Origin of the sequence: Winogradskyella endarachnes (assembly GCF_009741275.1) — a bacterium.
Classification (GTDB): Bacteria; Bacteroidota; Bacteroidia; order Flavobacteriales; family Flavobacteriaceae; genus Winogradskyella; species Winogradskyella endarachnes.
Genome location: NZ_WOWS01000001.1, coordinates 952,099 through 973,796, shown reverse-complemented (window position 1 = coordinate 973,796; position 21,698 = coordinate 952,099). Strand labels below are relative to the sequence as shown.

The window sequence follows — 21,698 nt, the reverse complement described above, 5'->3', positions numbered from 1 at the left end:
CATATTATTTACAATTAAAGAAAATAATCCTAATTATTACATTAGGATTATTTTTATTTAAGATTAGGGTTGATTTAACATTTTATGATTGATTAATTTCTCTGAATTTAATTTGGCCTACTAGATGTATTAAATTTATGCAAAATATAAATGCTTTATAATACGTAGTTCTACGTATATTTTAATATAAATGAGTGTATTATATCGATGTAATTAAAATAACGTAAAAATGATAGAGCTTCTGAGTATAAAAATTTAAGAAAAAGAAATGGCATTTAAATTAACATAATGTATTTAAACAAAAAAAATCCTGATGAATTACTATCAGGATTTCTAAGTTCTATTAATGAGTTGTCTACTTTCGCTGACATTTGTGTTACACTACAAGTACCCATTCGCCTTTATTAATTAACGGAATGGCTTGCTTATATTTTACATCTTTAGTTTCTCCACTCATAACATGCTTAATAGTTACTTTATCATTACGACCAATTTTTGGTTGATCTCTAACAATAGTTTCTACTACTTGTTGTTGACGAGAAGCACCTTCACCTACTTGTCTACTTTGTGAAGCACGCTCATCTAAATTTTGAATTTCTTCTTTTTGAGTTTCTAATTTTTCTTGTTTACGAGCTCTAGCTTCTTGAATTGTGTTTGCTGTTTCTTGTGGAATTTCCCCTTTAAATAAAAATGAAATAACATCTTTATTAACTTGGTCTATCATAGCTTTAAACAGCTCAAAAGATTCAAACTTATAAATTAATAATGGGTCTTTCTGTTCGTGTACAGCTAACTGAACCGATTGCTTTAACTCATCCATTTTACGTAAATGGGTTTTCCAAGCATCATCTACAATAGCTAAAGTAATATTCTTTTCAAAATCGTTAATTAACTGTGTTCCTTTAGTTTCGAATGCTTTTTCTAAATCGGTTACAACTTGTAAATTTTTAACACCATCTGTAAATGGTACAACGATACGCTTAAATTTATCGCGCTGTGTGTTATATACATTTTCAATTACAGGAAATGCCAAATCTGCTGCTCGTTGCATTTTTTCTCTGTAGTGCTTAAATGCTGCTTTGTAAATAGTGCCAGCAATTTCTTGAGCACCAAGTTTTCCAAATTCAGCTTCAGAAATAGGAGATTCCATAGAGAAGTAACGGATTAATTCAAACTCAAAGTTCTTATAATCGTTAGCATCTTTGTTATTAAGAGCAATACCTTCTGAGGTATCAAAAATCATGTTAGCTAAATCTACTCTAAGACGTTCTCCGTGTAAGGCATTACGACGACGCTTATAAACAACCTCACGTTGTGCATTCATTACATCATCATATTCTAATAAACGCTTACGTACACCAAAGTTATTTTCTTCTACCTTTTTCTGCGCACGTTCAATAGATTTAGAAATCATACCATGTTGTATCACTTCGCCTTCTTTTAAGCCCATTCTGTCCATCATCTTTGCAATTCGCTCAGAACCAAATAGACGCATTAGGTTATCTTCTAATGATACATAAAACTGTGAACTTCCTGGATCTCCTTGTCGGCCAGCTCTACCACGTAACTGTCTATCTACACGACGAGAATCGTGACGCTCTGTACCAACGATAGCTAAACCGCCTGCGGCTTTAACTTCGTCACTTAATTTTATATCTGTACCACGACCAGCCATGTTGGTGGCGATTGTTACTTGGCCTGCATTACCGGCTTGTGCTACAATATCTGCTTCCTTTTTATGTTGCTTGGCGTTGAGTACATTATGTGGTATTTTACGTATACTCAGCATTTTTCCTAAAAGCTCTGAAATCTCAACGTTAGTTGTACCAATTAAAACGGGTCTTCCTGCTTGCGATAACGCTGTAACTTCATCGATAACGGCATTGTATTTTTCACGCTTTGTTTTGTATACTAAATCGTCTCTATCTTCTCTAGCTATTGGTCTGTTAGTAGGAATTTCCACAACATCTAATTTATAGATTTCCCAAAGTTCGCCAGCTTCTGTAACGGCAGTACCTGTCATACCAGACAGTTTACGATACATTCTAAAATAATTTTGAAGTGTTACCGTAGCAAATGTTTGTGTAGCAGCTTCAACTTTTACATTTTCTTTTGCTTCAATGGCTTGGTGTAATCCGTCACTGTAACGACGACCATCCATAATACGACCTGTTTGCTCATCTACAATCATAACCTTGTTGTCCATAACAACATATTGATTGTCTTTTTCAAATAAAGCGTAGGCTTTTAGCAGTTGATTTAATGTGTGAATACGCTCTGACTTAATACCAAAATCTCTAAATAAATCTTCTTTTAAATTAGCTTCTTCTTCAGAGGATAGACCTTTTGATTCAATTTTAGCTATTTCAGTTCCCATTTCTGGCATAATGAAGAAATTTGGGTCATCGGCACCAGATAAGAACTCTACACCTTTGTCTGTTAATTCAACTTGATTATTTTTTTCATCGATAACGTAATAAAGTTCTGCATCTACTTTTGGCATTTCTCTATTGTTATCTTGCATGTAAAAGTTTTCGGTTTTTTGAAGTAATTGTTTTATTCCTTCTTCAGATAAAAACTTAATTAAAGCTTTATTTTTTGGTATACCTCTATATGCTCTTAATAATTGAAAACCACCTTCTTTAGTGTCTCCAGCAGCAATCAATTTTTTAGCTTCGGCTAAAACGCCAATAAGATATTTACGTTGTACTTCTTCGATTTTTTGAACTTTAGGTTTAAGTACATCAAACTCGTGTTCATCTCCTTTTGGTACTGGGCCAGAAATAATTAATGGTGTACGCGCATCATCAACTAATACAGAATCTACCTCATCTACAATAGCGTAGTGGTGCGGACGTTGTACTAAATCGTCTGGTGAGTGTGCCATGTTATCACGCAGATAATCAAAACCAAATTCATTATTTGTTCCGTAAGTAATATCTGCATTATAAGCTTTACGGCGCGCATCAGAGTTAGGTGTATGGTAATCAATACAATCTACACTTAGACCATGAAATTGAAATAATGGTGCCATCCACGCGCTATCTCTTTTTGCTAAATAGTCGTTTACTGTAACTAAATGAACCCCTTTACCTGCTAATGCGTTTAAATAAACCGGAAGCGTAGCTACCAATGTTTTACCTTCACCAGTCTGCATTTCTGCAATTTTACCTTGGTGCATGGCAACACCACCAATAAGTTGAACATCGTAATGAATCATGTCCCAAGTAATTGGTTTACCTGCAGCATCCCAAGAGTTTGCCCAAATAGCTTGGTCGCCTTCTAAAGTTACATAGTCGTTTTCTCCAGAAATTTCTCTATCAAAAGCATTTGCAGTTACAGGTAATTGTGTATTGTTCACAAAACGTTTTGCTGTTTCTTTTACAACGGCAAAAGCCTCAGGTAAGATAGCGTTTAAAACACCTTCTGTTACCTCATAGATTTCGTCTTCGATTTTATCTACTTCTAAATAGATGTCTTCGCGCTCGTCTATATCTTCCGTGTTTTGTGCTTTTTCTAAAAGCTCTTCTTTTTTAGTGTTTAATGGCTGTCTTGCTTCGGCAATTTTAGCTTTAAACTCGGCTGTTTTTGCTCTTAATTGATCATGTGATAAAGCTTCTAAGGCTGTTTCAAATGATTTTATTTTTTCAACAATAGGCTTAATTGCACTTACATCTTGCTGAGATTTATCTCCTACAAAAAGTTTAAGTACTTTATCTAAAAATGTCATATTTTATATTTTGTAAAGATTGTTTGGTGTTAATCTTTGTTTTTGTTTCAGTTAGTTGCTGGCTTGCGTTTTAATGTTTTATAATTAGTGAATTAAAAAGCATCCGAAAATAAAAAAAGTCTCTTAGGTATAGAAACGCAAGAGACTTTTTTGTGATAATTTTATGTGTTAATATTCATCCTCGTTCCAGAGGTAATCTTCATCAGTTGGGTAATCTGGCCAAATTTCTTCAATTGAGTCGTAAGAATCTCCTTCATCTTCAATAGCTTGTAAATTTTCAACAACTTCTAAAGGAGCTCCTGTTCTAATTGCGTAGTCAATAAGCTCATCTTTGGTTGCTGGCCAAGGTGCATCACTTAAATAAGATGCTAATTCTAATGTCCAATACATAGTTGCGTGTGTAATTTAATTTTTGCAAAAATAATTTTTTAGTTGAACAATTCAAGAAAAAATTAAATTAATTAGTTTGTTACTTTAATAATTTTATTTATTGGTCTCACTGAACATTTATATTTAAGTGTTTTTGAATGATTCTAATTTTCACTTATAAATGTTTAATCATTATAAAAAGAACGTATAATATTCAGTATTTTTAAATCAGAATATTGCAATATTCATAATTTAAAACCTTTTGAATTTATGAATTTTTTTCAGGAATCCATTTTACTTCATCGGCTTGTAAATCATATGACAACTTCCGTGCCAATACAAAAAGGTAGTCAGATAGTCTATTAATATACATTAATGTTTCGGGTTGAAAGGGTTCTAAGTCATTAAGATGCGATGCTAAACGCTCTGCTCTGCGGCAAACTGTGCGTGCAATATGACAGAATGACACAGTTTGGTGACCACCTGGTAAAACAAAATGCGTCATAGGAGGAAGGCTGTCTTCCATAAGGTCCATTTCCTTTTCTAATTTCTCAATATCTTCGTTTGATATTTTAGGAATATTTAAACGGGCTTTACCATTTTTTAATTGCGACTTTTCTGGATCTGTGGCTAAAATGGCACCAACGGTAAACAAACGATCCTGAATATGCATCAACGTATTTTTGTACAATTGATTAATCTCTTGGTCTCTAATTAGACCTATGTGAGAATTGAGCTCATCTATAGTTCCGTAACTTTCAATTCTAATATGATGTTTAGGAACACGTGTACCGCCAAATAATGCCGTTGTACCTTTATCTCCTGTTTTTGTGTATACTTTCATGTTTCAAAGTTAAGTTTTTAATGTTGAATGTGGAAAGTTGGAATGTTGAAAGTTATAAAGTTTAAAAGTTGGAAGTTTGAAGTTTCTCTCAAGTGGGCAAAGGCATAAAACTATGTATAATTAGTTTAGCTACATATTAGTTTTTCCCCTTTGGGGAATTTAAAAATCTATTGGAGAGCATGAAGTGAATTAAGGGGCTTATTCATTAAACGTATCACTCTCAATAATACCATCTCTTAAACGAATAACGCGTTTGGCGTGTGCAGCAATATCTTCTTCGTGTGTTACCATAATTACGGTATTACCTGAGGCGTGAATTTGGTCAAATAAAGCCATAATCTCTGTTCCGGTTTTAGAATCTAAGTTTCCAGTTGGCTCATCTGCTAAAATAATTGACGGCTTATTTACCAATGCTCTCCCAACAGCTACACGTTGTCGTTGTCCACCAGAAAGTTGATTGGGTTTGTGGTCCATACGGTCTGCCAAACCAACATCTGTTAAGACTTCTGTAGCGCGTTGTTCTCGGTCTTTTTTAGATTTTCCGGCGTAAACCATTGGTAATGCTACGTTATCTAAGGCAGTAGTTCTAGGTAATAGGTTAAAGGTTTGAAATACGAAACCTATTTCGGTATTTCTAATATCTGCGAGCTCGTCATCAGACATTTGGCTTGCGTCGTTTCCATTTAACTTGTACGTACCTGCTGTTGGTGTATCTAAACAACCTAGTAAGTTCATTAATGTAGATTTACCAGAACCAGAAGGTCCCATAATAGCCACATATTCACCACGTTTTATATCTAAATCTATACCTTTTAAGACATGTACAATTTCTTGTCCTAATTTAAAATCTCTAATGATATTTCTAATTTCAATGACGTTGTCACTCATAATTAAGGTCTTAGTTGCTTAACTGCTCTGCAAGATACTAGTTTTTGTAGCAATTTTATTATAAGACGTTAAAGTATCTTGTATGTTACAATCTAATTTTAAAATGTTCTTTTACTTGTTCTATTCTAAAGAAAACAAAGCCTAAATAGAAACAATCTACAGTGACTTTAACTGACTTATGGTTCTTGATATATTCCCAAGCTTCCGTCATGCCTTTAGACCAATAAATGTCATCGAATAGGAAAACTGTATCATTATGAATTTTAGGTAATAAGGCTTCAAAATATTGAATTGTTGCGTCTTTGTTATGATGACCATCAAAGAAGATAAAGTCGAATTTGTCTGTAGTTAAGTTTGGAATTGTATCCGTAAAACTTCCTGTTATAAACTCAACATGTTTAATGTTTCGTTTTTCTATTTCAGATTGTGCAAAAGCAGATGTGTTGGCACAACCTTCAATAGTTGTAATTTGAGAGGTTTTGTTGGCTAAGGATAAAGGATACGTTCCCATTCCTAAAGAGGTGCCTAATTCTAAAATAGTTTTTAAATTGAAATATTTTGCTATTCTAAACAATAATTGAGACTCTTTTTTTGAGCTACTTGAAGCCTTAACCATAGCACTTACTTTTCGCTTTTTGGAATCGAGTACTTTTGAACCAGCACCTAAATCGGTTATCGTTAATTCTGCTTTTGATTCTTTTAAAGAATTACGATATGTTTCTAAAGCGTTGTATTGGGGATATTTTGTGTTGTCATAAAGACATTTGGTAACAAAATTATAGACAAAAGGGGAGTGGACACCATGTTGGTTGGTGGCTTTTGTTAAAAATTTTATGTAGGATTTTATTTGGTACATATATTTAGTTGAAAAGTTGAAAAGTTGAAAAGTTGAACGTTTGAAGGTTTCAAAGTATCAAAGTTTCAGAGTTAAAAAAAGTTTCTATGAAAACTCATTTTTTTAATATCACTTCACACTTTTACCCTTCTAATTTTTCAGACAATTCAAACCAACGCATTTCTTTTTCTTCGATTGTATCCATAATCACTTGAAGCTTTGCGGAAAGTTTTCCTATTTCGTCTTGAGTTAAATCTGGATTATTGAATTTAGATTCTAATGCTGTTTTATCTAATTCTAATGCTCTAATTTTAGATTCTAAATTTTTATATTCTTTTTGTTCGTTATAATCTAGTTTGTTGGCTTCGTTTTTCTTTTTTGCTTTTGTGTTGTCTTTTTTTTCTGAAATTTCAATTTGTTTTGTTTGACTACTATCATAAGCTCTAAAGTCTGAATAATTCCCAGGAAAATCATCTACAACACCCTGACCTCTAAACACAAATAAGTGGTCTACAATTTTATCCATAAAATAACGATCGTGAGACACAACTAACAGTACTCCAGGGAAATCCATTAAGAAATCTTCTAGAACATTTAAGGTTACAATATCTAAATCATTAGTAGGTTCATCTAATATTAAAACATTAGGATTTTGAATTAAAACAGTACATAAATACAACCGTTTTTGTTCGCCACCACTTAATTTTTCGACAAAATCCCATTGCTTTTTTCGGTCAAAAAGAAAACGTTCTAATAATTGCTGAGCGCTAATTTGTCTGCCTTTTGCTAATGGTATATAGTCGCCGAATTCTTTAATAACATCGATTACTTTTTGGTTGGGTTTAGCCTTAATTCCTCCTTGAGTGTAATAGCCAATCTTAACTGTTTCTCCTATAACCACTTTACCGCTATCTGGTTGCATACTTTGGGTTAAGAGATTTAAAAATGTAGATTTTCCGGTGCCATTTTTACCAATAATACCAATACGTTCGCCTTTTTTAAAGGTGTATTCAAAACCATTTAAAATGGTTTTATTTTTAAATGATTTAGACACCTTATGGAATTCTATAATTTTACTGCCAAGACGTTCCATGTTAATTTCTAATTGGACTTGGTGGTCGTTACGACGTTTGTGTGCTTTAGATTTTATTTCAGAAAAATCGTCTATTCTACTTTTAGATTTTGTGGTACGTGCTTTGGGTTGGCGACGCATCCATTCTAGCTCTTTTTTAAAGAGTTGTTTGGCTTTACCAACTTCTGTAGCTTCATTTTCAATTCTTGCTTCTCTTTTTTCTAAGTAGTAAGAATAGTTGCCTTTATAGGTGTAGAGTTGGCCATGGTCTAACTCTATAATTTCGTTACAAACACGTTCTAAAAAATAACGATCGTGCGTTACCATAAACAAGGTTTGCTGTGTTTTAGCAAAATAATCCTCTAACCATTCTATCATTTCTAAATCGAGATGATTGGTTGGCTCATCTAAAATTAAAATATCTGGTTTGCTTAAAAGGGCTTGTGCTAAAGCTAATCGTTTTTTTTGGCCACCAGACAAAGTTTTTACTTTTAGTGTTAAATCATCTAGTTTTAATTGAGAGAGTGTTTGCTGGTATTGTGTTTCAAATTCCCATGCATTATATCTATCCATAGCTTCAAATGCTTTCTGATAAGCATCTGTATCTTCCGGATTTTTTAAAGCATGTTCATAAGCTTCTATAACTTTAAGAATAGGAATGTCTGAAGCAAATATTGTTTCATCAAGCGTAAGATTTGGGTCTAATTCTGGCTCTTGATCTAAGAATGCTAATCTGAGTCCTTTTCTAACTACAATTTGACCGTTATCTGGTGCGTCCTTGCCTGCTAAAATATTTAGAATAGATGTTTTACCACTTCCGTTTTTGGCTACAAATGAAATTTTTTGATCTTTATGTATGCTAAATGATAAATCTTTAAAGAGTACCAACTCTCCAAATGATTTTGATATGTTTTCTACGTTGAGATAATTCAAACTTATTTATTTTAAAAATGTATCAATGGAATAAACCAAAAACAAAAGTAATTGTTTTGTTATTACTATTGATACATTATATTTGTCTTTAAAGATCCATTGTTTATATGAAGCGTATAAAGCTTTTAATCATTTTATTAGTTTGTGTTATTGTTTCCTCATGTATTCCTCACAAAGACACCATTTATTTGCAAAATAAAGAGAATTCAATTAATAATACTATTCCTTATAATTTAAGCGAAATTCAGAAACCTTATAGAGTTCAAATTAATGATATTCTCAATGTAAGAGTTAAGGCTATAGATCAAGAAACTGTTGAGATTTTAAATCCAATAGGAGAAGAAAATTTAAATGCGTCAAGTGCAGAAAGGTCTTATTTTGATGGGTTTACTGTTGATGTGCACGGTAATATAAGAATACCAACCTTAGGTTATATAAATGTTTTAGGGTTTACAACTGAAGAAATTGAGAAAATCATTGAGAAAAAATTATTAGATGAACAGTTTAAAATTACAGCTAATATTTTTGTAACGGTAAAATTAGCAGGTTTACGTTTTACAGCTAATGGAGAAGTAGGTAATCCTGGTAGTGTGGTTTTATTTAAAGAACGTGTGAACATTTTTGAAGCAATTGCTAATGTTGGTGAGATACCAGTAACAGGTAATAAAAAAGCTGTAAAGATTATTAGACAATATCCTCAAGGACAGAAAATACATACCTTAGATTTAACTGATGTTAAAGTGATGAGGTCTCCGTATTATTATATTCAACCCAATGATATTATATATGTAGAACCCTTAAAACAAAAATCTATAGGGACTGGTGAAACAGCAATATCAAGTTTATCTGCCATTGTAACTGTTGTATCACTGTTATCTACTACAGTTTTATTATTTTCAAGATTATAATAGATGAATACAAGAGTGTACGACGAAATTGAAGAAATGGAGCTGCAAGGTACCAGTTTTGACTTTAAAGGGTTTTTGTTTAAAGTTATAAGTCTATGGAAATTTGTTGTGTTATGCATTGGTGTAGCACTATTGGTTGCTTATTTTGTAAATGTTAGAAAAGAAAGTATCTATAGATTAGATTCACTAATCACTATAGATAATGACCAGAGTCCATTTTTTACGGCAAATACTAGTATTTCCTTTAATTGGGGAGGTGTTTCTAGTAAAGTAGGAAGTATTTTAACTGAAATTAAAACAAGGTCTCATAATGAGTTGGTTGTAGATTCTTTAGAGTTCTATAAAGAATATTTATACCAAGGCGAATATCATTTGGTTGATATTTATAAAGCTGCACCATTTGAAGTAATTACAGATAAGTCTAAGCCGCAAGCTTTAGGTAAAGCCATAGCCATAGATGTAATTAACAATACAACGTACCAATTAAGTTATGAGTTTTCTAACGCTCAAGTGTTATGTCAAATTTTTGACACTAAAGATAAAATAACGGCTCACGTTACACCTGGATTATTTTCTAAAAAATATAAATTTGGAGAGGTAGTAAATACAGCATTTTTTAACGGTATTGTAAAACTAAAATCAAACGCCGTTATAAATGATGAAGCTAAATATTTTATTAGGTATTCTAATTTTGATGGTGTAGTAAATCAATATAAAAATAATATAAAAATAGAACCATTTTCTAGAGAATCATCTTCTGTGTTAAGGTTGTCTTTAGTAGGAAAAAATAAGTCTAAAATTGTTGACTTTTTAAATGCTACATCAGCGATATTAAGTAGAACAGAATTAGAAAGAAAAAACCTATACGCAACAAATACTATAAAATTTATTGATAGTAGTTTAGGTGCGGTGAATACAAATTTGAAGGCTGTAACCGATGAAATGAATGATTTCCGAAAGACAAATAAGGTTTATAATGTAGAAGAAGAAATTAGTCAGATTTCAGAACAATTAAAAGAGTATGAACAAGAAAAATTAGTAGAAGAATCTAAACTAAATTATTTAAATACGCTTCAAGACTATCTGGTTACAAAAACAGATTACACAAAATTAGCAGCACCAACTTCTGTTGGTATTGAAGAGGGTAATATATTAAGTGGTGTTTCTCGTATAATAGGTTTGTCTGTTCAACGTCGTAATCTTGAATATTCTACAAAGGAAGGCTCTATATTGTTTGAAGATATAGACCGTCAAATAGATACAGAAAAAAACGTTTTACTAGAAACAATCAATGCAACAAAGCAAACGATTAGTGTTCAATTAAATACTATAGGGAGAAAAATAGCAAATTTAGAATCAAAACTCAGTGATTTACCAGAAGGACAGCAAGAGTTTTTAAAAATTCAAAGAAAATTAGATTTAAGCCGTGAAGCCTATGAAATATATCAAGCAAAGCGAGGAGAGGCAGCAATTGTAAAAGCCGCTAATATATCTGATATTACTGTAATTGATGAGGCAAAAGATATAGGAGATGCACCAATAGGACCTAATAAAACTCTCAACTATATGATGGGTTTAATGATTGGTTTTTTTGCACCTATATTATTAATATTTCTTATATATCTATTAGATAATACCATTCATGGCTCAGATGAAATTGCTAGAATGTCTAATATTCCAATATTAGGGTTAATTGGAAAATATCGTTACAATAATAATTTGGTGGTTTATGAAAAGCCAAAATCAGCCGTAGCAGAATCTTTTAGAGCAATTAGGTCTAGCTTGCAATTTATTTTTAAAAACAAAAAAGTAGATACTAAAGCAAATACTTTAATGATAACCTCTTCAGTTAGTGGAGAAGGTAAAACGTTTACTTCAATAAATATAGCTACAGTGTATGCGCTTTCTGGTAAAAAGACAATCTTGTTAGGTTTAGATTTACGAAAACCTAAAATATTTGACGATTTTGAAATTGATAATGAAAAAGGAATAGTTAATTATTTAATTGATGATAGTCCTTTAGAAGACGTCATAATAAATACACATATTGAAAATTTAGATTTAATAACTTCGGGACCAATCCCTCCAAACCCTTCAGAATTATTGATGGGAGATAAGTTAAAAGGCGTTATAGAGAAATTTAAAAACGAGTATGATATTATTATTTTAGATACGCCTCCACTTGGTTTAGTAACAGATGCATTAGAGTTAGTACAATATGCAGATGCAACCATTTTTATGGTGAGATTAAATTATACAAAAAAAGGTATGTTACAACTTGTAAACGCTAAACATAAAACAGGAGAACTGAAAAATGTTAGTTATGTTCTAAATTTTTACAAGCACAAAAATAATTATAATTACGGTTATGGTTACGGTTATGGTTACGGATATGGTGTGTATGGAAGTGCCTACCATGAAAAAGATAAGAATTCGTTTTTAACTAAAATTAAGAATTTAGTTAAGAGGACTTAATATAACTAATCTCATATATATTGATTACTAAAACTCAACTTAGGATTAAGCGTTTATTTGATTTTTCCTTAGTCATAGTGTTTTTGCCGTTCTTAATTATCCCTATTTTTCTATTAATAGTAATTGCTACCATTGATACCCGAAAATATGGTGTCTTTACACAGTATCGTATTGGTCAGCACGGTAAGCCCTTTAAAATTTATAAAATAAGAACATTACGAGATGGTAATCATCAATTAGGTAACATGGACAAATATGCATCAAAAACAGGTGTGTTTTTAAGGAAATCAAAATTGAATGAGCTTCCGCAGCTATTTAATGTTTTAATAGGAGATATGAGTTTTGTTGGTCCTAGACCTGATTTAGAGGGTTTTGCAGATAAATTAGAGGGTGAAGATAGGATAATATTGTTGGTTAAACCAGGTATAACTGGTCCTGCTACTCTTAAATATAAAAATGAGGAGAACATATTAGCCAGACATAAGGATCCAGAACATTACAATAGAACGATTATTTGGGTAGATAAAGTGAAAATCAACAAAAATTACGTTAAGAACTATAGTTTTTACTTAGATTTGAGATTCATTTTTAAATCTATTTTAAACAAATGATAAATTCGGAAGATAGAATTGCAATTATTGGATTAGGCTATGTTGGTTTGCCTCTGGCTGTAGAATTTGCTAAAAAATTCTTTGTTGTTGGTTTTGATATTAATAAATATCGTATTAGCGACTTAAACGATGGAATTGATAAAACCTTAGAAGTAGATAATGAGGAGCTTAAGTCTGTGCTAACAACAGATATTAATGCTGAAAATGGTTTGTATATTACCGATGATATTGAAGCATTATCTAAACCAAACTTTTACATTGTTACAGTGCCTACGCCTACAGATGCATTAAATAAACCTGTTTTTACACCTTTAATTAAAGCAAGTGAAACGGTTGGTAAAATGTTAAGTAAAGGAGATATTGTAGTTTATGAATCTACAGTTTATCCAGGTGCTACAGAAGATATCTGTATTCCTGTTGTAGCTAAAACTTCCGGATTAATTTATAATAAAGACTTTTTTGCGGGCTATTCACCAGAAAGAATAAATCCAGGAGATAAGCTCCATACAGTAACAAAAATCCTTAAAGTAACTTCAGGTTCAACTCCAGAAGTAGCAATTAAAGTAGATAATTTATATAAGGAAGTCATTACAGCAGGGACGCATTTAGCGCCATCTATTAAAGTTGCAGAAGCTGCAAAAGTAATAGAGAACTCACAAAGAGATATTAATATTGCTTTTGTTAACGAACTGTCTAAAATTTTTAGACTTTTAGATATAGACACAAAAGCAGTTTTAGAAGCGGCTGGAACTAAATGGAATTTTTTGAAGTTCTCACCAGGTTTGGTAGGTGGACATTGTATTGGTGTAGACCCATATTACTTAGCACAAAAAGCTATTGAGTCTGGTTATAATCCAGAAATAATATTAGCAGGTCGTAAAATGAATGACAGTATGGGTGGTTATGTTGCTACTGAAACCGTAAAAATGATGATTAACAAAGGGGCTACAATTAAAGGTTCAAAAGCACTTGTACTCGGAATAACTTTTAAAGAGAATTGTCCAGATATCAGAAACTCTAGAGTTATTGATATTATTGAAGAGCTACAGTCTTATCATGTTAACGTAGAGGTTTATGATCCATGGGCTTCAGTTGAAGAAGTAAAACATGAATATGATTTAGACTTAATTAATGATTTTAATCAATTAAGTTCAGACTACGATGCGGTTATATTAGCCGTTTCTCATAATGAATTTTTAAAATTAGACATAACTAAATTAAAGTCAAATTCAGGTGTTGTATTCGATGTAAAATCGTTGTTGCCTATAGATACAGTTGACGCAAGATTATAATATATGTATTCAAATCCACATCACACTAATGACCTTTCAGAATTAAGTTTTTTAATCACAGGAGGAGGAGGCTTTATAGGGTCTAATTTAACAGAATATTTACTTAAGTATAACGCAAAGAAGGTTCGTGTTTTAGATAATTTTTCGAATGGTCATCGTGAAAACTTGATAGAATTTATGGAAAATCCAGCTTTCGAGTTAATAGAAGGCGATATTAGAGATTTAGAAACTTGTAAAAAAGCAATGGATGGTATTGATTATGTGTCTCACCAAGCCGCTTTAGGTTCTGTGCCACGTTCAATTAATGATCCAGCTACAACTAACGAGGTTAATATTTCTGGGTTTTTAAATATGATGATTGCTCTCAAAGATAGTCCAACGGTTAAACGAATGGTTTATGCAGCATCAAGCTCTACGTACGGAGATAGCAAGGCGCTGCCAAAAGTAGAAGATACAATTGGTAAACCATTGTCACCGTATGCGGTAACTAAGTATGTAAATGAATTATATGCAGATGTTTTTGGTACAACTTACAATACAGATGTAATTGGGCTTCGTTATTTTAATGTTTTTGGGCCAAAACAGAGTCCAAGTGGTGCCTATGCTGCTGTAATTCCTTTGTTTATGCAAGCTTTAAAGGACAATGTGCCTTCTAAAATTAATGGTGATGGTGAGCAAACAAGAGATTTTACATTTATCGATAATGTGGTGCAAGCTAACGTAAAAGGATTTTTTGCGTCAAAAGATGCTAAAAACGAGGTGTTTAATGTAGCTTGTGGAGAACGTATAACTATTAATTATTTATGGGATTCATTAAGAGCTGCTGCAAATTCAGAGTTAAAAGCTATATACGGTCCTAATAGGCAAGGTGATGTAAGGGATTCTTTGGCAGATATTTCTAAAGCCCAAAACCTGTTAGGATACCAACCTAGATATACAGTAAGAGAAGGCTTAAAAATTACTTGGGATTCCTTTAGTTAATCCGTTTTATTTTAGATTCACAACATATTTAATATTTAATGTTGAAAGTTAAAATTAAAAAGCATTAGGGATCAATTATTTCTCAGAATGCATTTCTTATATTCGCGTTAATAATATTAAAGCATTAATAATTGAAAACTACCGATCAAGAGCATTGGCTATATGTTATATCTTCTAAAAAGAAGCTAGTAGATTTTAATTTTAAAGAAATTTGGAGGTATAAAGATTTGCTCTTTTTATTTGTAAAAAGAGATATAATTACCCTGTATAAACAAACGGTTTTAGGACCACTTTGGTACTTAATTCAGCCCTTATTTACATCTTTAATATTTACTTTAATCTTTAATAATTTAGCAGATATACCAACAGGTAATGGTGTTCCTGGATTTTTGTTCAATTTAGCAGGTATAACAACTTGGAATTATTTTAAAGAATGCCTTTTAGGTACAAGTGATACCTTTAAAAAGAATGAAAATATTTTTGGTAAAGTTTATTTTCCAAGAGTTATTATGCCAATGTCTGTTGTTGTCTCTAATTTATTAAGATACGGAATTCAGTTTTTAGTTTTTACTGCAGTTTATGTATACTATGTTAATTTTACAACATCCGCTTTTGGCGTTTTTCCTAGCTTTGAGGTTGTTATTTTACCATTTTTAATTTTTCTAATGGCACTCTTAGGATTAGGTTTAGGGATGATAATTTCCTCAATGACCACTAAATACCGCGATTTAACATTTTTAATTCAATTTGGAGTTCAATTACTAATGTATGGTTCTGCGGTAATGTACCCTATGTCTTATTTTAATAATAAGTTGCCTAATTATTATTGGCTTATAGAATGGAATCCTATAGCTATAATTGTAGAGTTTGTTAGAAATATTACATTAGGCATAGGTGTGTTAGATTTATATAAACTACTGTACGCAACTTTAGTGAGTTTTATTATATTCTTAGTGGGATTAGTTATATTTAATAAAACAGAAAAAAGCTTTATAGATACAATTTAATGAGTGCTGAAGTAATTTTAAAAGTAGAAAATATAGGGAAACAATACCGTTTAGGCCTTGTTGGAACAGGCACAATTAGTCATGATCTTAATAGATGGTGGAAGCGAATATTGGGAAAAGAAGATCCGTATTTAAAAGTAGGAGAATCAAATAATAGAACCAAAAAAGGTCAATCAGATTATGTTTGGGCTATAAAGAACATAACTTTTGAGGTTAAAAAAGGAGAGGTACTTGGTATTATAGGGAAAAATGGGGCAGGTAAATCTACTCTTTTAAAAATATTGTCTCGTGTAACAGGGCCGTCAACAGGTGAAATTAAAACTAAAGGAAGAATAGCCTCATTGTTAGAAGTAGGTACAGGTTTTCATCCAGAAATGACAGGACGAGAAAATATCTATTTAAATGGAGCTATTTTAGGAATGACTAAAGCAGAAATTAGAAGTAAAATAGATGAAATAATTGATTTTTCGGGTTGTTTAAGATATATAGATACTCCAGTAAAGCGCTATAGTTCTGGGATGAAGGTGCGCTTAGCCTTTGCTGTTGCTGCACATTTAGAACCAGATATTTTGGTGGTAGACGAAGTTTTAGCGGTAGGCGATGCTGAGTTTCAAAAAAAGGCCATAGGTAAAATGCAAGATATTTCTAATAGTGATGGGAGAACTGTACTCTTTGTAAGCCATAATATGGAGTCTATGGCGCGTTTATGTAAAAGGGGGTTACTTCTAAGCAATGGAGAAGTTAAATTTACAGGGAATATAAATGATGTAATAAATTTCTATTTAAGTGAAAATTTAAATTTCAAATCGAAATTTATAGAAGAGAATGTTAACGGAAATTGTATTGTAAAAAGTGTCAGTTTAATTAATGATGAAGATAATTCTTCTTCAAATTATAGGTTTGATGAAGCTATAAATATCGTATTTGAAATTGAAAAAAAGAACATTGATGATTATAAATATAATTTATCGTTTGCCATCGTTAATGCTAGTGATTCGGTTATATTAAGCTCTTCTTTTAACGATTTAAATAATTTTAATATAGATCAGGGTGTAAGTCATTATAAGGCTACTATTAATGGAAACTTTTTAAATAAAGGAGATTATTATGTAAGATTGTTTTTTCAAAATGAATCCCTTAAAAAGAATATACAAAGAGTGGATTGTCTTAATTTTAAAATTAACGAAACAGGATTTTATAAAAATGCACAGTTTAGAAAGGCCTATATAATTCCTAATTTAAATTGGGAAAAGATATGAGTAAAAAAATTTTTATACATGTTGGTACCCACAAAACTGGTACAAGTAGTTTTCAAAAAACTATAGTTAAAAATGCTCAAAAATTAAAAAATGCTAATGTAAAATACATAAATTTATATCAGTTTGAGTATGCTCAGAAATTAATGGCGTTAGAAAACTTTGATAATAATCTTGTTATAAAACTAGAGCAGTTTATAAATTCTAGACTAGAACAAGATATCAACTCTTATATTATTTGTTGTGAGTATTTATCTGGTAATCCTAAAAAATTATATTCTAATGTTTCGGTAGTTGCTGAGGTTTTATATAAAAGTTTAAACAATTTTGAAGAAAAAAAAGCTTTTGTGGTTTTAAGAAATCAAAACCAGTTTATTCAATCTATTTATACGCAGTATATTCATCAATCAGAAAATTATCAATTAAGTAATTTAATTGATGAAACAAAGTTAGAAGGGATTAAATGGTGTGGATTTCTAAAAAAATATGAAAGCGTCTTTGGTGAGAACAATGTATTCGCAATTCCTTATGATAAGGAAATTTTAAATTCTAGAAATAAACTTTCTTACTTTAGTGAATTTTCAAAAATAAACATATTAGAAAATTTAGACGAGGACTTCTCTAATATAGGCTACAATAAAGAAGCTGTAAAGATAGCAGAAGCCTGTAACCCACATTTAAATAGCATAGAAAAGAAAACGCTTAGAAGTCTTTTACAAGAAAATTTTAATAAAGGTGTTTTTTCGGAGTACAAAATTTTAGATACTCAGCAGAAAAATCAAATAGATAACTACTTTAAAGACGATAATTTACTTCTTTTTCAAACATATTTTAAAAACTTTAGTATTTCCAGTTTTTCAGAAAATATTATTAATAAAGAATATAATAATACTGAATTTAAAGAAACAGCATCTAATAGATTAATTGTTATCTTATTAAAAGAATTAAATAGAGCGACTAAAAAAAATAATGCAAAGCAAGAATTTCAATTTCAAGATTTGATTGTTTTATCAAAGAAAATTGTAAAAAAAATATTAGGTAAAAGTAGTAACAGGGCTTTGTATCCAGATTTTCAGCGAAACACAGAGTTTAAAGAACGTTTTTCACCCTATGATAAAGCTGTTATTTTAGGGTCGTCGTCGTCTATAAATAAGCTAGATGTTACAAGGTTTTCTAACGATTTAGTAATTACTGTAGGTAATTTTTATGAGCATCCGCTTATAAATGAAATAAATCCTAAAGCACATATTTTTGCGGCATCTCACCCACCAATTACAACAGAGGTTTTAGAAAATTGGTGGAATCGTTGTAATGAGGTTTTACCAAGTACTACAATTCTACTAATAGAAAAAAGAGACAAATTGGTAGCAGAACAGGTGTTTAAAAATCGTGAAGTCTATTATTATTCTTACGGTGGAAATTTACCTGTAGATTTTACAAAGCCAATAAAATCGCCTTGGAGTGTTACAATTGTGGCTTTGCAATTAGCTATTTATTGTAAGGTAAAGACTATTGGTTTACTGGGAATTAATCACGATTGGCAATGTATTAAACCGTATACACATTTTTATTCTCATAATAAGCCAAGTTTAGAGTACTATTTAAAAGCTGCAAATATTGAAATCAGTTATGAGAAACAAAAGCAGCCATTTCCTAAAGAGCGTTTGTATAGAGAATACGAACTATATCAGCAATATGAAGCTTTAAAAAAAGAGGCTGAGAGATTACATATCGATGTATTTAATTATGATCCTTTTTCAGATTTCGATGTTTTTGAACGCAAAAACATATCAAATCTTACAGTAAAAAATAAAGATGGTGCTTAGAAAAATTATATCAAAAATTGTTGGCTATTTTATACCGCAGTTACGACCTATTTTAAATGATGAGGTATCGTTAAATTATTATAAAAATAACACAAGAGATTTTAAACAAGCCGAATTCTCCAAAATATATGAGCCTTACAGAATTGTAAATTGTACTATAGGTAAGGGAACGTATATATCAGTTAATTCTAGAATTTCTGGTTTAACAGTTGGTAAATTTTGTTCTGTTGGTCCCAATTTTGTTTGTGGATGGGGAATTCATCCTATCGATGGCATATCTACTAATCCATACTTTTACAGTACTGCAAAGCAAAACGGACAAACGTTGGCTAGTAAAAATTTAATAAATGAACGGTCTAAAGTAACAATTGGTAATGATGTTTTTATAGGTTCTAATGTCACAGTTTTAGACGGAATTACTATAGGCGATGGTGCTGTTATTGGAGCAGGTGCAGTGGTTTCTAAAAACATTCCAGATTACGCGGTTGCTTATGGAAACCCAATAGAAATTAATAAATATAGATTCACGCCATCACAAATTGAAAGTTTAAAACGAATAGCCTGGTGGGATTTTGATGACGATAAATTAAAGGATATAAATAAAATGTTTTATAATATAGACGCGTTTATAGCTAAATATGATAAATAAGGGATGAGCGTAAAATCATCAAATAAAATTTCAATAATTACCATAAACTATAACAATGTTTATGGACTAAAGCTAACTGCAGAAAGTGTATTAAATCAGACATTTTCTAATTTTGAATATATTATAATTGATGGTGATTCTAACGATGGTTCTAAAGCGTATTTGCAAACGATAACTAGAGATAACTTTATTTGTATTAGCGAACCAGATTCTGGTATATATAATGCCATGAATAAAGGCATAGAAAAAGCTTCTGGAGACTATTTGTTGTTTTTAAATAGTGGCGATGTTTTAGAAAACGACAATGTTATAGAGACTATTCAACCTTATTTAGAGCAAGACATTAGTGTATTGTCTGGTAACATTATTTTTAATGAAAACTCTGGTAAACGTTTAAGAGAGCATCCTAATAAAATGACATTTTCATATTTAGTAGGTAATGCCATTTCTCATCCTTCTACATTTATTAAAAAATCATTATTTGTTAAATACGGCAATTACTCTGAAGAGTATAAAATAGTGTCTGATTGGGCATTTTTTCTAAAGGTATTAGGTTTAAATAACGAAAGCTATAAGAAAATCCCGGAAGTAATTTCAATTTTTGATACTAAAGGTGTTTCGACAAATTCAGATAATTTAAAAAGCATTTATGCAGAACGTCAATTGGTATTAAAAACATTTTTTCCTAGAATATTTAATAATGATGGCGACACTTTAATTTTTAATCACTTTATACATCAGAATAAGCGATTTAGGATGTTAAAAGAAATAGAGAATTATTCGTTTTTTAGAAAAGTTACAACGCTTAAACTAAAACTTATCTTATGGTTTGCTAAATTGTTTTCAAAACCTTCTAAATAATGAAAAACCTTTTAGTATTTGGACCCATAGGAGATTTTGGAGGTAGAGAATTAGAGACTGGTTTTATAGCTAGCTCACTAAGCGATGATTATAATGTAACAATACTTACTACTAATTATTTAACTCATAAATCTCAGGTTTTCGATTTTGTAAAAGAATCAGATGTTAAGATACTAAATCAGTTAATTTATAATAGAAATATATGGTTTAAGATTATAACGTATATAGCCTATTTAAAATCTTTTAGAAAAAAGCCAATCTTAAGTTATGTGAGCAATAAATTGGCAAAAAAAACAGGTTATAGAAATTATGCTATAAAACAAATAGAACAGGAAATAGATAATAACGAAGCTATTGTGGTTTGTGCACAAATTACCAGTAATTACATAGACCATATAGTAAACTATGCTTATAAAAAACAAATCCCTGTTTTTTTTAGAACCTCTAATACTATTAAAGTAGAAGATGTATTTAAAAAGAATTGGTTGAATAAGGTAACCCTCTTTGCGCATCATTCATTCTCTAATGCAGAACGATTATCATCTTTAAAAACTCATAATTATAAAATAATTGATCAATGCACATTTAAAGAAGATGAATTATTAAGCTTAAAACCTTCAAAAGCATTTAAAAACGTATTATGTATTGGAAGATTTTCAGATGAAAAAGGTATTAAAGAATTGTTTAATTTTTTTGCAAATCATGTTCTTAATTTAAATATTAAAATCATTGGAGACGGAAAGTATTTTAATGAGCTCAAGTCGAGAAGTGAATCCATTAAAAATGTAGAATTACTTGGGTTTTTAAATCAGACAGAGATTTTAAAACATTTTGAAAGAGCAGATGCTATTATTATACCGTCTTTTGAAGAATCTGGCCCATTGGTTGGCTTAGAGGCTATGGCTGCGGCTAAGTTAGTTGTTTCTACTAAAGTTGGTGCTATGGAAGAAAGACTAAAAGGGCTAGAAAATCAATTTTGGTTTAACATAAATTCGCCTGAAACACTTGAAAAAGTATTGCAGTTTATTCTTAAATTAAACTCTGAAACAATTGAAAAAATAGCATTAGAAAATAGACGTAGATATGTGGAAAAGTATAAAATGACAATGATAAAAAGTCAATATAAAAATGCTATTTTTAAACTTTTACAAAAATAAAGAT

17 protein-coding genes are annotated in these 21,698 nt (G+C 30.9%); 11 read left to right on the top strand and 6 right to left on the bottom strand.

Going from position 1 to position 21,698, the window contains the following annotated elements; genetic code table 11:
- Nucleotides 1-376: 376 nt before the first annotated feature.
- The 6 genes from secA to GN138_RS04330 all read right to left on the bottom strand — a co-directional run bounded on the left by secA (nt 377) and on the right by GN138_RS04330 (nt 8,671).
- Nucleotides 377-3,730, bottom strand: a complete 3,354-nt coding sequence (gene secA, locus GN138_RS04355) for a preprotein translocase subunit SecA (protein WP_157362469.1) — start codon at nt 3,728-3,730, stop codon at nt 377-379.
- A 168-nt stretch (nt 3,731-3,898) separates the two neighbouring features.
- Nucleotides 3,899-4,120, bottom strand: coding sequence for a DUF2795 domain-containing protein (locus tag GN138_RS04350; RefSeq protein WP_008272287.1), 222 nt, complete (start codon nt 4,118-4,120; stop codon nt 3,899-3,901).
- A gap of 247 nt (nt 4,121-4,367) precedes the next feature.
- Nucleotides 4,368-4,943 carry a cob(I)yrinic acid a,c-diamide adenosyltransferase gene (locus GN138_RS04345; protein WP_157362466.1) on the bottom strand — a complete coding sequence of 192 codons (576 nt, stop codon included), beginning with the start codon at nt 4,941-4,943 and terminating at the stop codon, nt 4,368-4,370.
- A 198-nt stretch (nt 4,944-5,141) separates the two neighbouring features.
- Nucleotides 5,142-5,831 (bottom strand): ABC transporter ATP-binding protein, encoded by a 690-nt coding sequence (locus GN138_RS04340; protein ID WP_157362464.1) that lies wholly within the window; start codon nt 5,829-5,831, stop codon nt 5,142-5,144.
- Between the two features lie 85 nt (nt 5,832-5,916).
- Nucleotides 5,917-6,687, bottom strand: coding sequence for an O-methyltransferase (locus GN138_RS04335; protein ID WP_157362462.1), 771 nt, complete (start codon nt 6,685-6,687; stop codon nt 5,917-5,919).
- A gap of 121 nt (nt 6,688-6,808) precedes the next feature.
- On the bottom strand, nt 6,809-8,671 hold the full coding sequence (locus GN138_RS04330) for an ABC-F family ATP-binding cassette domain-containing protein (protein ID WP_157362460.1): 1,863 nt from the start codon (nt 8,669-8,671) through the stop codon (nt 6,809-6,811).
- Nucleotides 8,672-8,778: 107 nt separating this feature from the next.
- On the opposite strand from GN138_RS04330, the gene GN138_RS04325 reads away from it, so the two are divergent.
- From GN138_RS04325 to GN138_RS04275, 11 genes are all read left to right on the top strand, one after another.
- The gene (locus GN138_RS04325) at nt 8,779-9,579 is read left to right on the top strand and encodes a polysaccharide biosynthesis/export family protein (protein ID WP_157362458.1); all 801 of its coding nucleotides are present in this window, start codon (nt 8,779-8,781) and stop codon (nt 9,577-9,579) included.
- A 3-nt stretch (nt 9,580-9,582) separates the two neighbouring features.
- The gene (locus tag GN138_RS04320) at nt 9,583-12,054 is read left to right on the top strand and encodes a polysaccharide biosynthesis tyrosine autokinase (RefSeq protein ID WP_157362456.1); all 2,472 of its coding nucleotides are present in this window, start codon (nt 9,583-9,585) and stop codon (nt 12,052-12,054) included.
- Between the two features lie 20 nt (nt 12,055-12,074).
- On the top strand, nt 12,075-12,665 hold the full coding sequence (locus GN138_RS04315; RefSeq protein WP_157362454.1) for a sugar transferase: 591 nt from the start codon (nt 12,075-12,077) through the stop codon (nt 12,663-12,665).
- The gene (locus GN138_RS04310; RefSeq protein ID WP_157362452.1) at nt 12,662-13,957 is read left to right on the top strand and encodes a nucleotide sugar dehydrogenase; all 1,296 of its coding nucleotides are present in this window, start codon (nt 12,662-12,664) and stop codon (nt 13,955-13,957) included. The genes GN138_RS04315 and GN138_RS04310 overlap by 4 nt, the downstream gene beginning before the upstream one ends.
- A gap of 3 nt (nt 13,958-13,960) precedes the next feature.
- Complete coding sequence (locus tag GN138_RS04305) at nt 13,961-14,938, top strand: SDR family oxidoreductase (RefSeq protein WP_157362450.1); 978 nt, start codon at nt 13,961-13,963, stop codon at nt 14,936-14,938.
- A 131-nt stretch (nt 14,939-15,069) separates the two neighbouring features.
- Nucleotides 15,070-15,945: an ABC transporter permease gene (locus GN138_RS04300; RefSeq protein ID WP_157362448.1), complete on the top strand. Its 876-nt coding sequence runs from the start codon at nt 15,070-15,072 to the stop codon at nt 15,943-15,945.
- The gene (locus GN138_RS04295) at nt 15,945-17,204 is read left to right on the top strand and encodes an ABC transporter ATP-binding protein (protein ID WP_157362446.1); all 1,260 of its coding nucleotides are present in this window, start codon (nt 15,945-15,947) and stop codon (nt 17,202-17,204) included. The genes GN138_RS04300 and GN138_RS04295 overlap by 1 nt, the downstream gene beginning before the upstream one ends.
- A complete protein-coding gene (locus GN138_RS04290) occupies nt 17,201-19,027 on the top strand; it encodes a hypothetical protein (RefSeq protein ID WP_157362444.1) in 1,827 nt (608 codons plus the stop codon). The genes GN138_RS04295 and GN138_RS04290 overlap by 4 nt, the downstream gene beginning before the upstream one ends.
- Nucleotides 19,017-19,676 (top strand): CatB-related O-acetyltransferase, encoded by a 660-nt coding sequence (locus tag GN138_RS04285; protein ID WP_157362442.1) that lies wholly within the window; start codon nt 19,017-19,019, stop codon nt 19,674-19,676. Before GN138_RS04290 ends, GN138_RS04285 begins: the two co-directional genes overlap by 11 nt.
- A 3-nt stretch (nt 19,677-19,679) precedes the next feature.
- Nucleotides 19,680-20,537 carry a glycosyltransferase family 2 protein gene (locus GN138_RS04280; RefSeq protein ID WP_157362441.1) on the top strand — a complete coding sequence of 286 codons (858 nt, stop codon included), beginning with the start codon at nt 19,680-19,682 and terminating at the stop codon, nt 20,535-20,537.
- A complete protein-coding gene (locus GN138_RS04275) occupies nt 20,537-21,694 on the top strand; it encodes a glycosyltransferase family 4 protein (protein ID WP_157362439.1) in 1,158 nt (385 codons plus the stop codon). The genes GN138_RS04280 and GN138_RS04275 overlap by 1 nt, the downstream gene beginning before the upstream one ends.
- Nucleotides 21,695-21,698 lie beyond the last annotated feature (4 nt).

Bases quoted from the DNA above. Each gene is read 5' to 3' on its own strand.
- GN138_RS04340 (WP_157362464.1), bottom strand. From the start codon at position 5,831: ATGAGTGACAACGTCATTGAAATTAGAAATATCATTAGAGATTTTAAA.
- GN138_RS04275 (WP_157362439.1), top strand. From the start codon at position 20,537: ATGAAAAACCTTTTAGTATTTGGACCCATAGGAGATTTTGGAGGTAGA.
- GN138_RS04345 (WP_157362466.1), bottom strand. From the start codon at position 4,943: ATGAAAGTATACACAAAAACAGGAGATAAAGGTACAACGGCATTATTT.
- GN138_RS04290 (WP_157362444.1), top strand. From the start codon at position 17,201: ATGAGTAAAAAAATTTTTATACATGTTGGTACCCACAAAACTGGTACA.
- secA (WP_157362469.1), bottom strand. From the start codon at position 3,730: ATGACATTTTTAGATAAAGTACTTAAACTTTTTGTAGGAGATAAATCT.
- GN138_RS04285 (WP_157362442.1), top strand. From the start codon at position 19,017: ATGGTGCTTAGAAAAATTATATCAAAAATTGTTGGCTATTTTATACCG.
- GN138_RS04295 (WP_157362446.1), top strand. From the start codon at position 15,945: ATGAGTGCTGAAGTAATTTTAAAAGTAGAAAATATAGGGAAACAATAC.
- GN138_RS04335 (WP_157362462.1), bottom strand. From the start codon at position 6,687: ATGTACCAAATAAAATCCTACATAAAATTTTTAACAAAAGCCACCAAC.
- GN138_RS04310 (WP_157362452.1), top strand. From the start codon at position 12,662: ATGATAAATTCGGAAGATAGAATTGCAATTATTGGATTAGGCTATGTT.
- GN138_RS04280 (WP_157362441.1), top strand. From the start codon at position 19,680: ATGAGCGTAAAATCATCAAATAAAATTTCAATAATTACCATAAACTAT.
- GN138_RS04305 (WP_157362450.1), top strand. From the start codon at position 13,961: ATGTATTCAAATCCACATCACACTAATGACCTTTCAGAATTAAGTTTT.
- GN138_RS04350 (WP_008272287.1), bottom strand. From the start codon at position 4,120: ATGTATTGGACATTAGAATTAGCATCTTATTTAAGTGATGCACCTTGG.
- GN138_RS04325 (WP_157362458.1), top strand. From the start codon at position 8,779: ATGAAGCGTATAAAGCTTTTAATCATTTTATTAGTTTGTGTTATTGTT.
- GN138_RS04320 (WP_157362456.1), top strand. From the start codon at position 9,583: ATGAATACAAGAGTGTACGACGAAATTGAAGAAATGGAGCTGCAAGGT.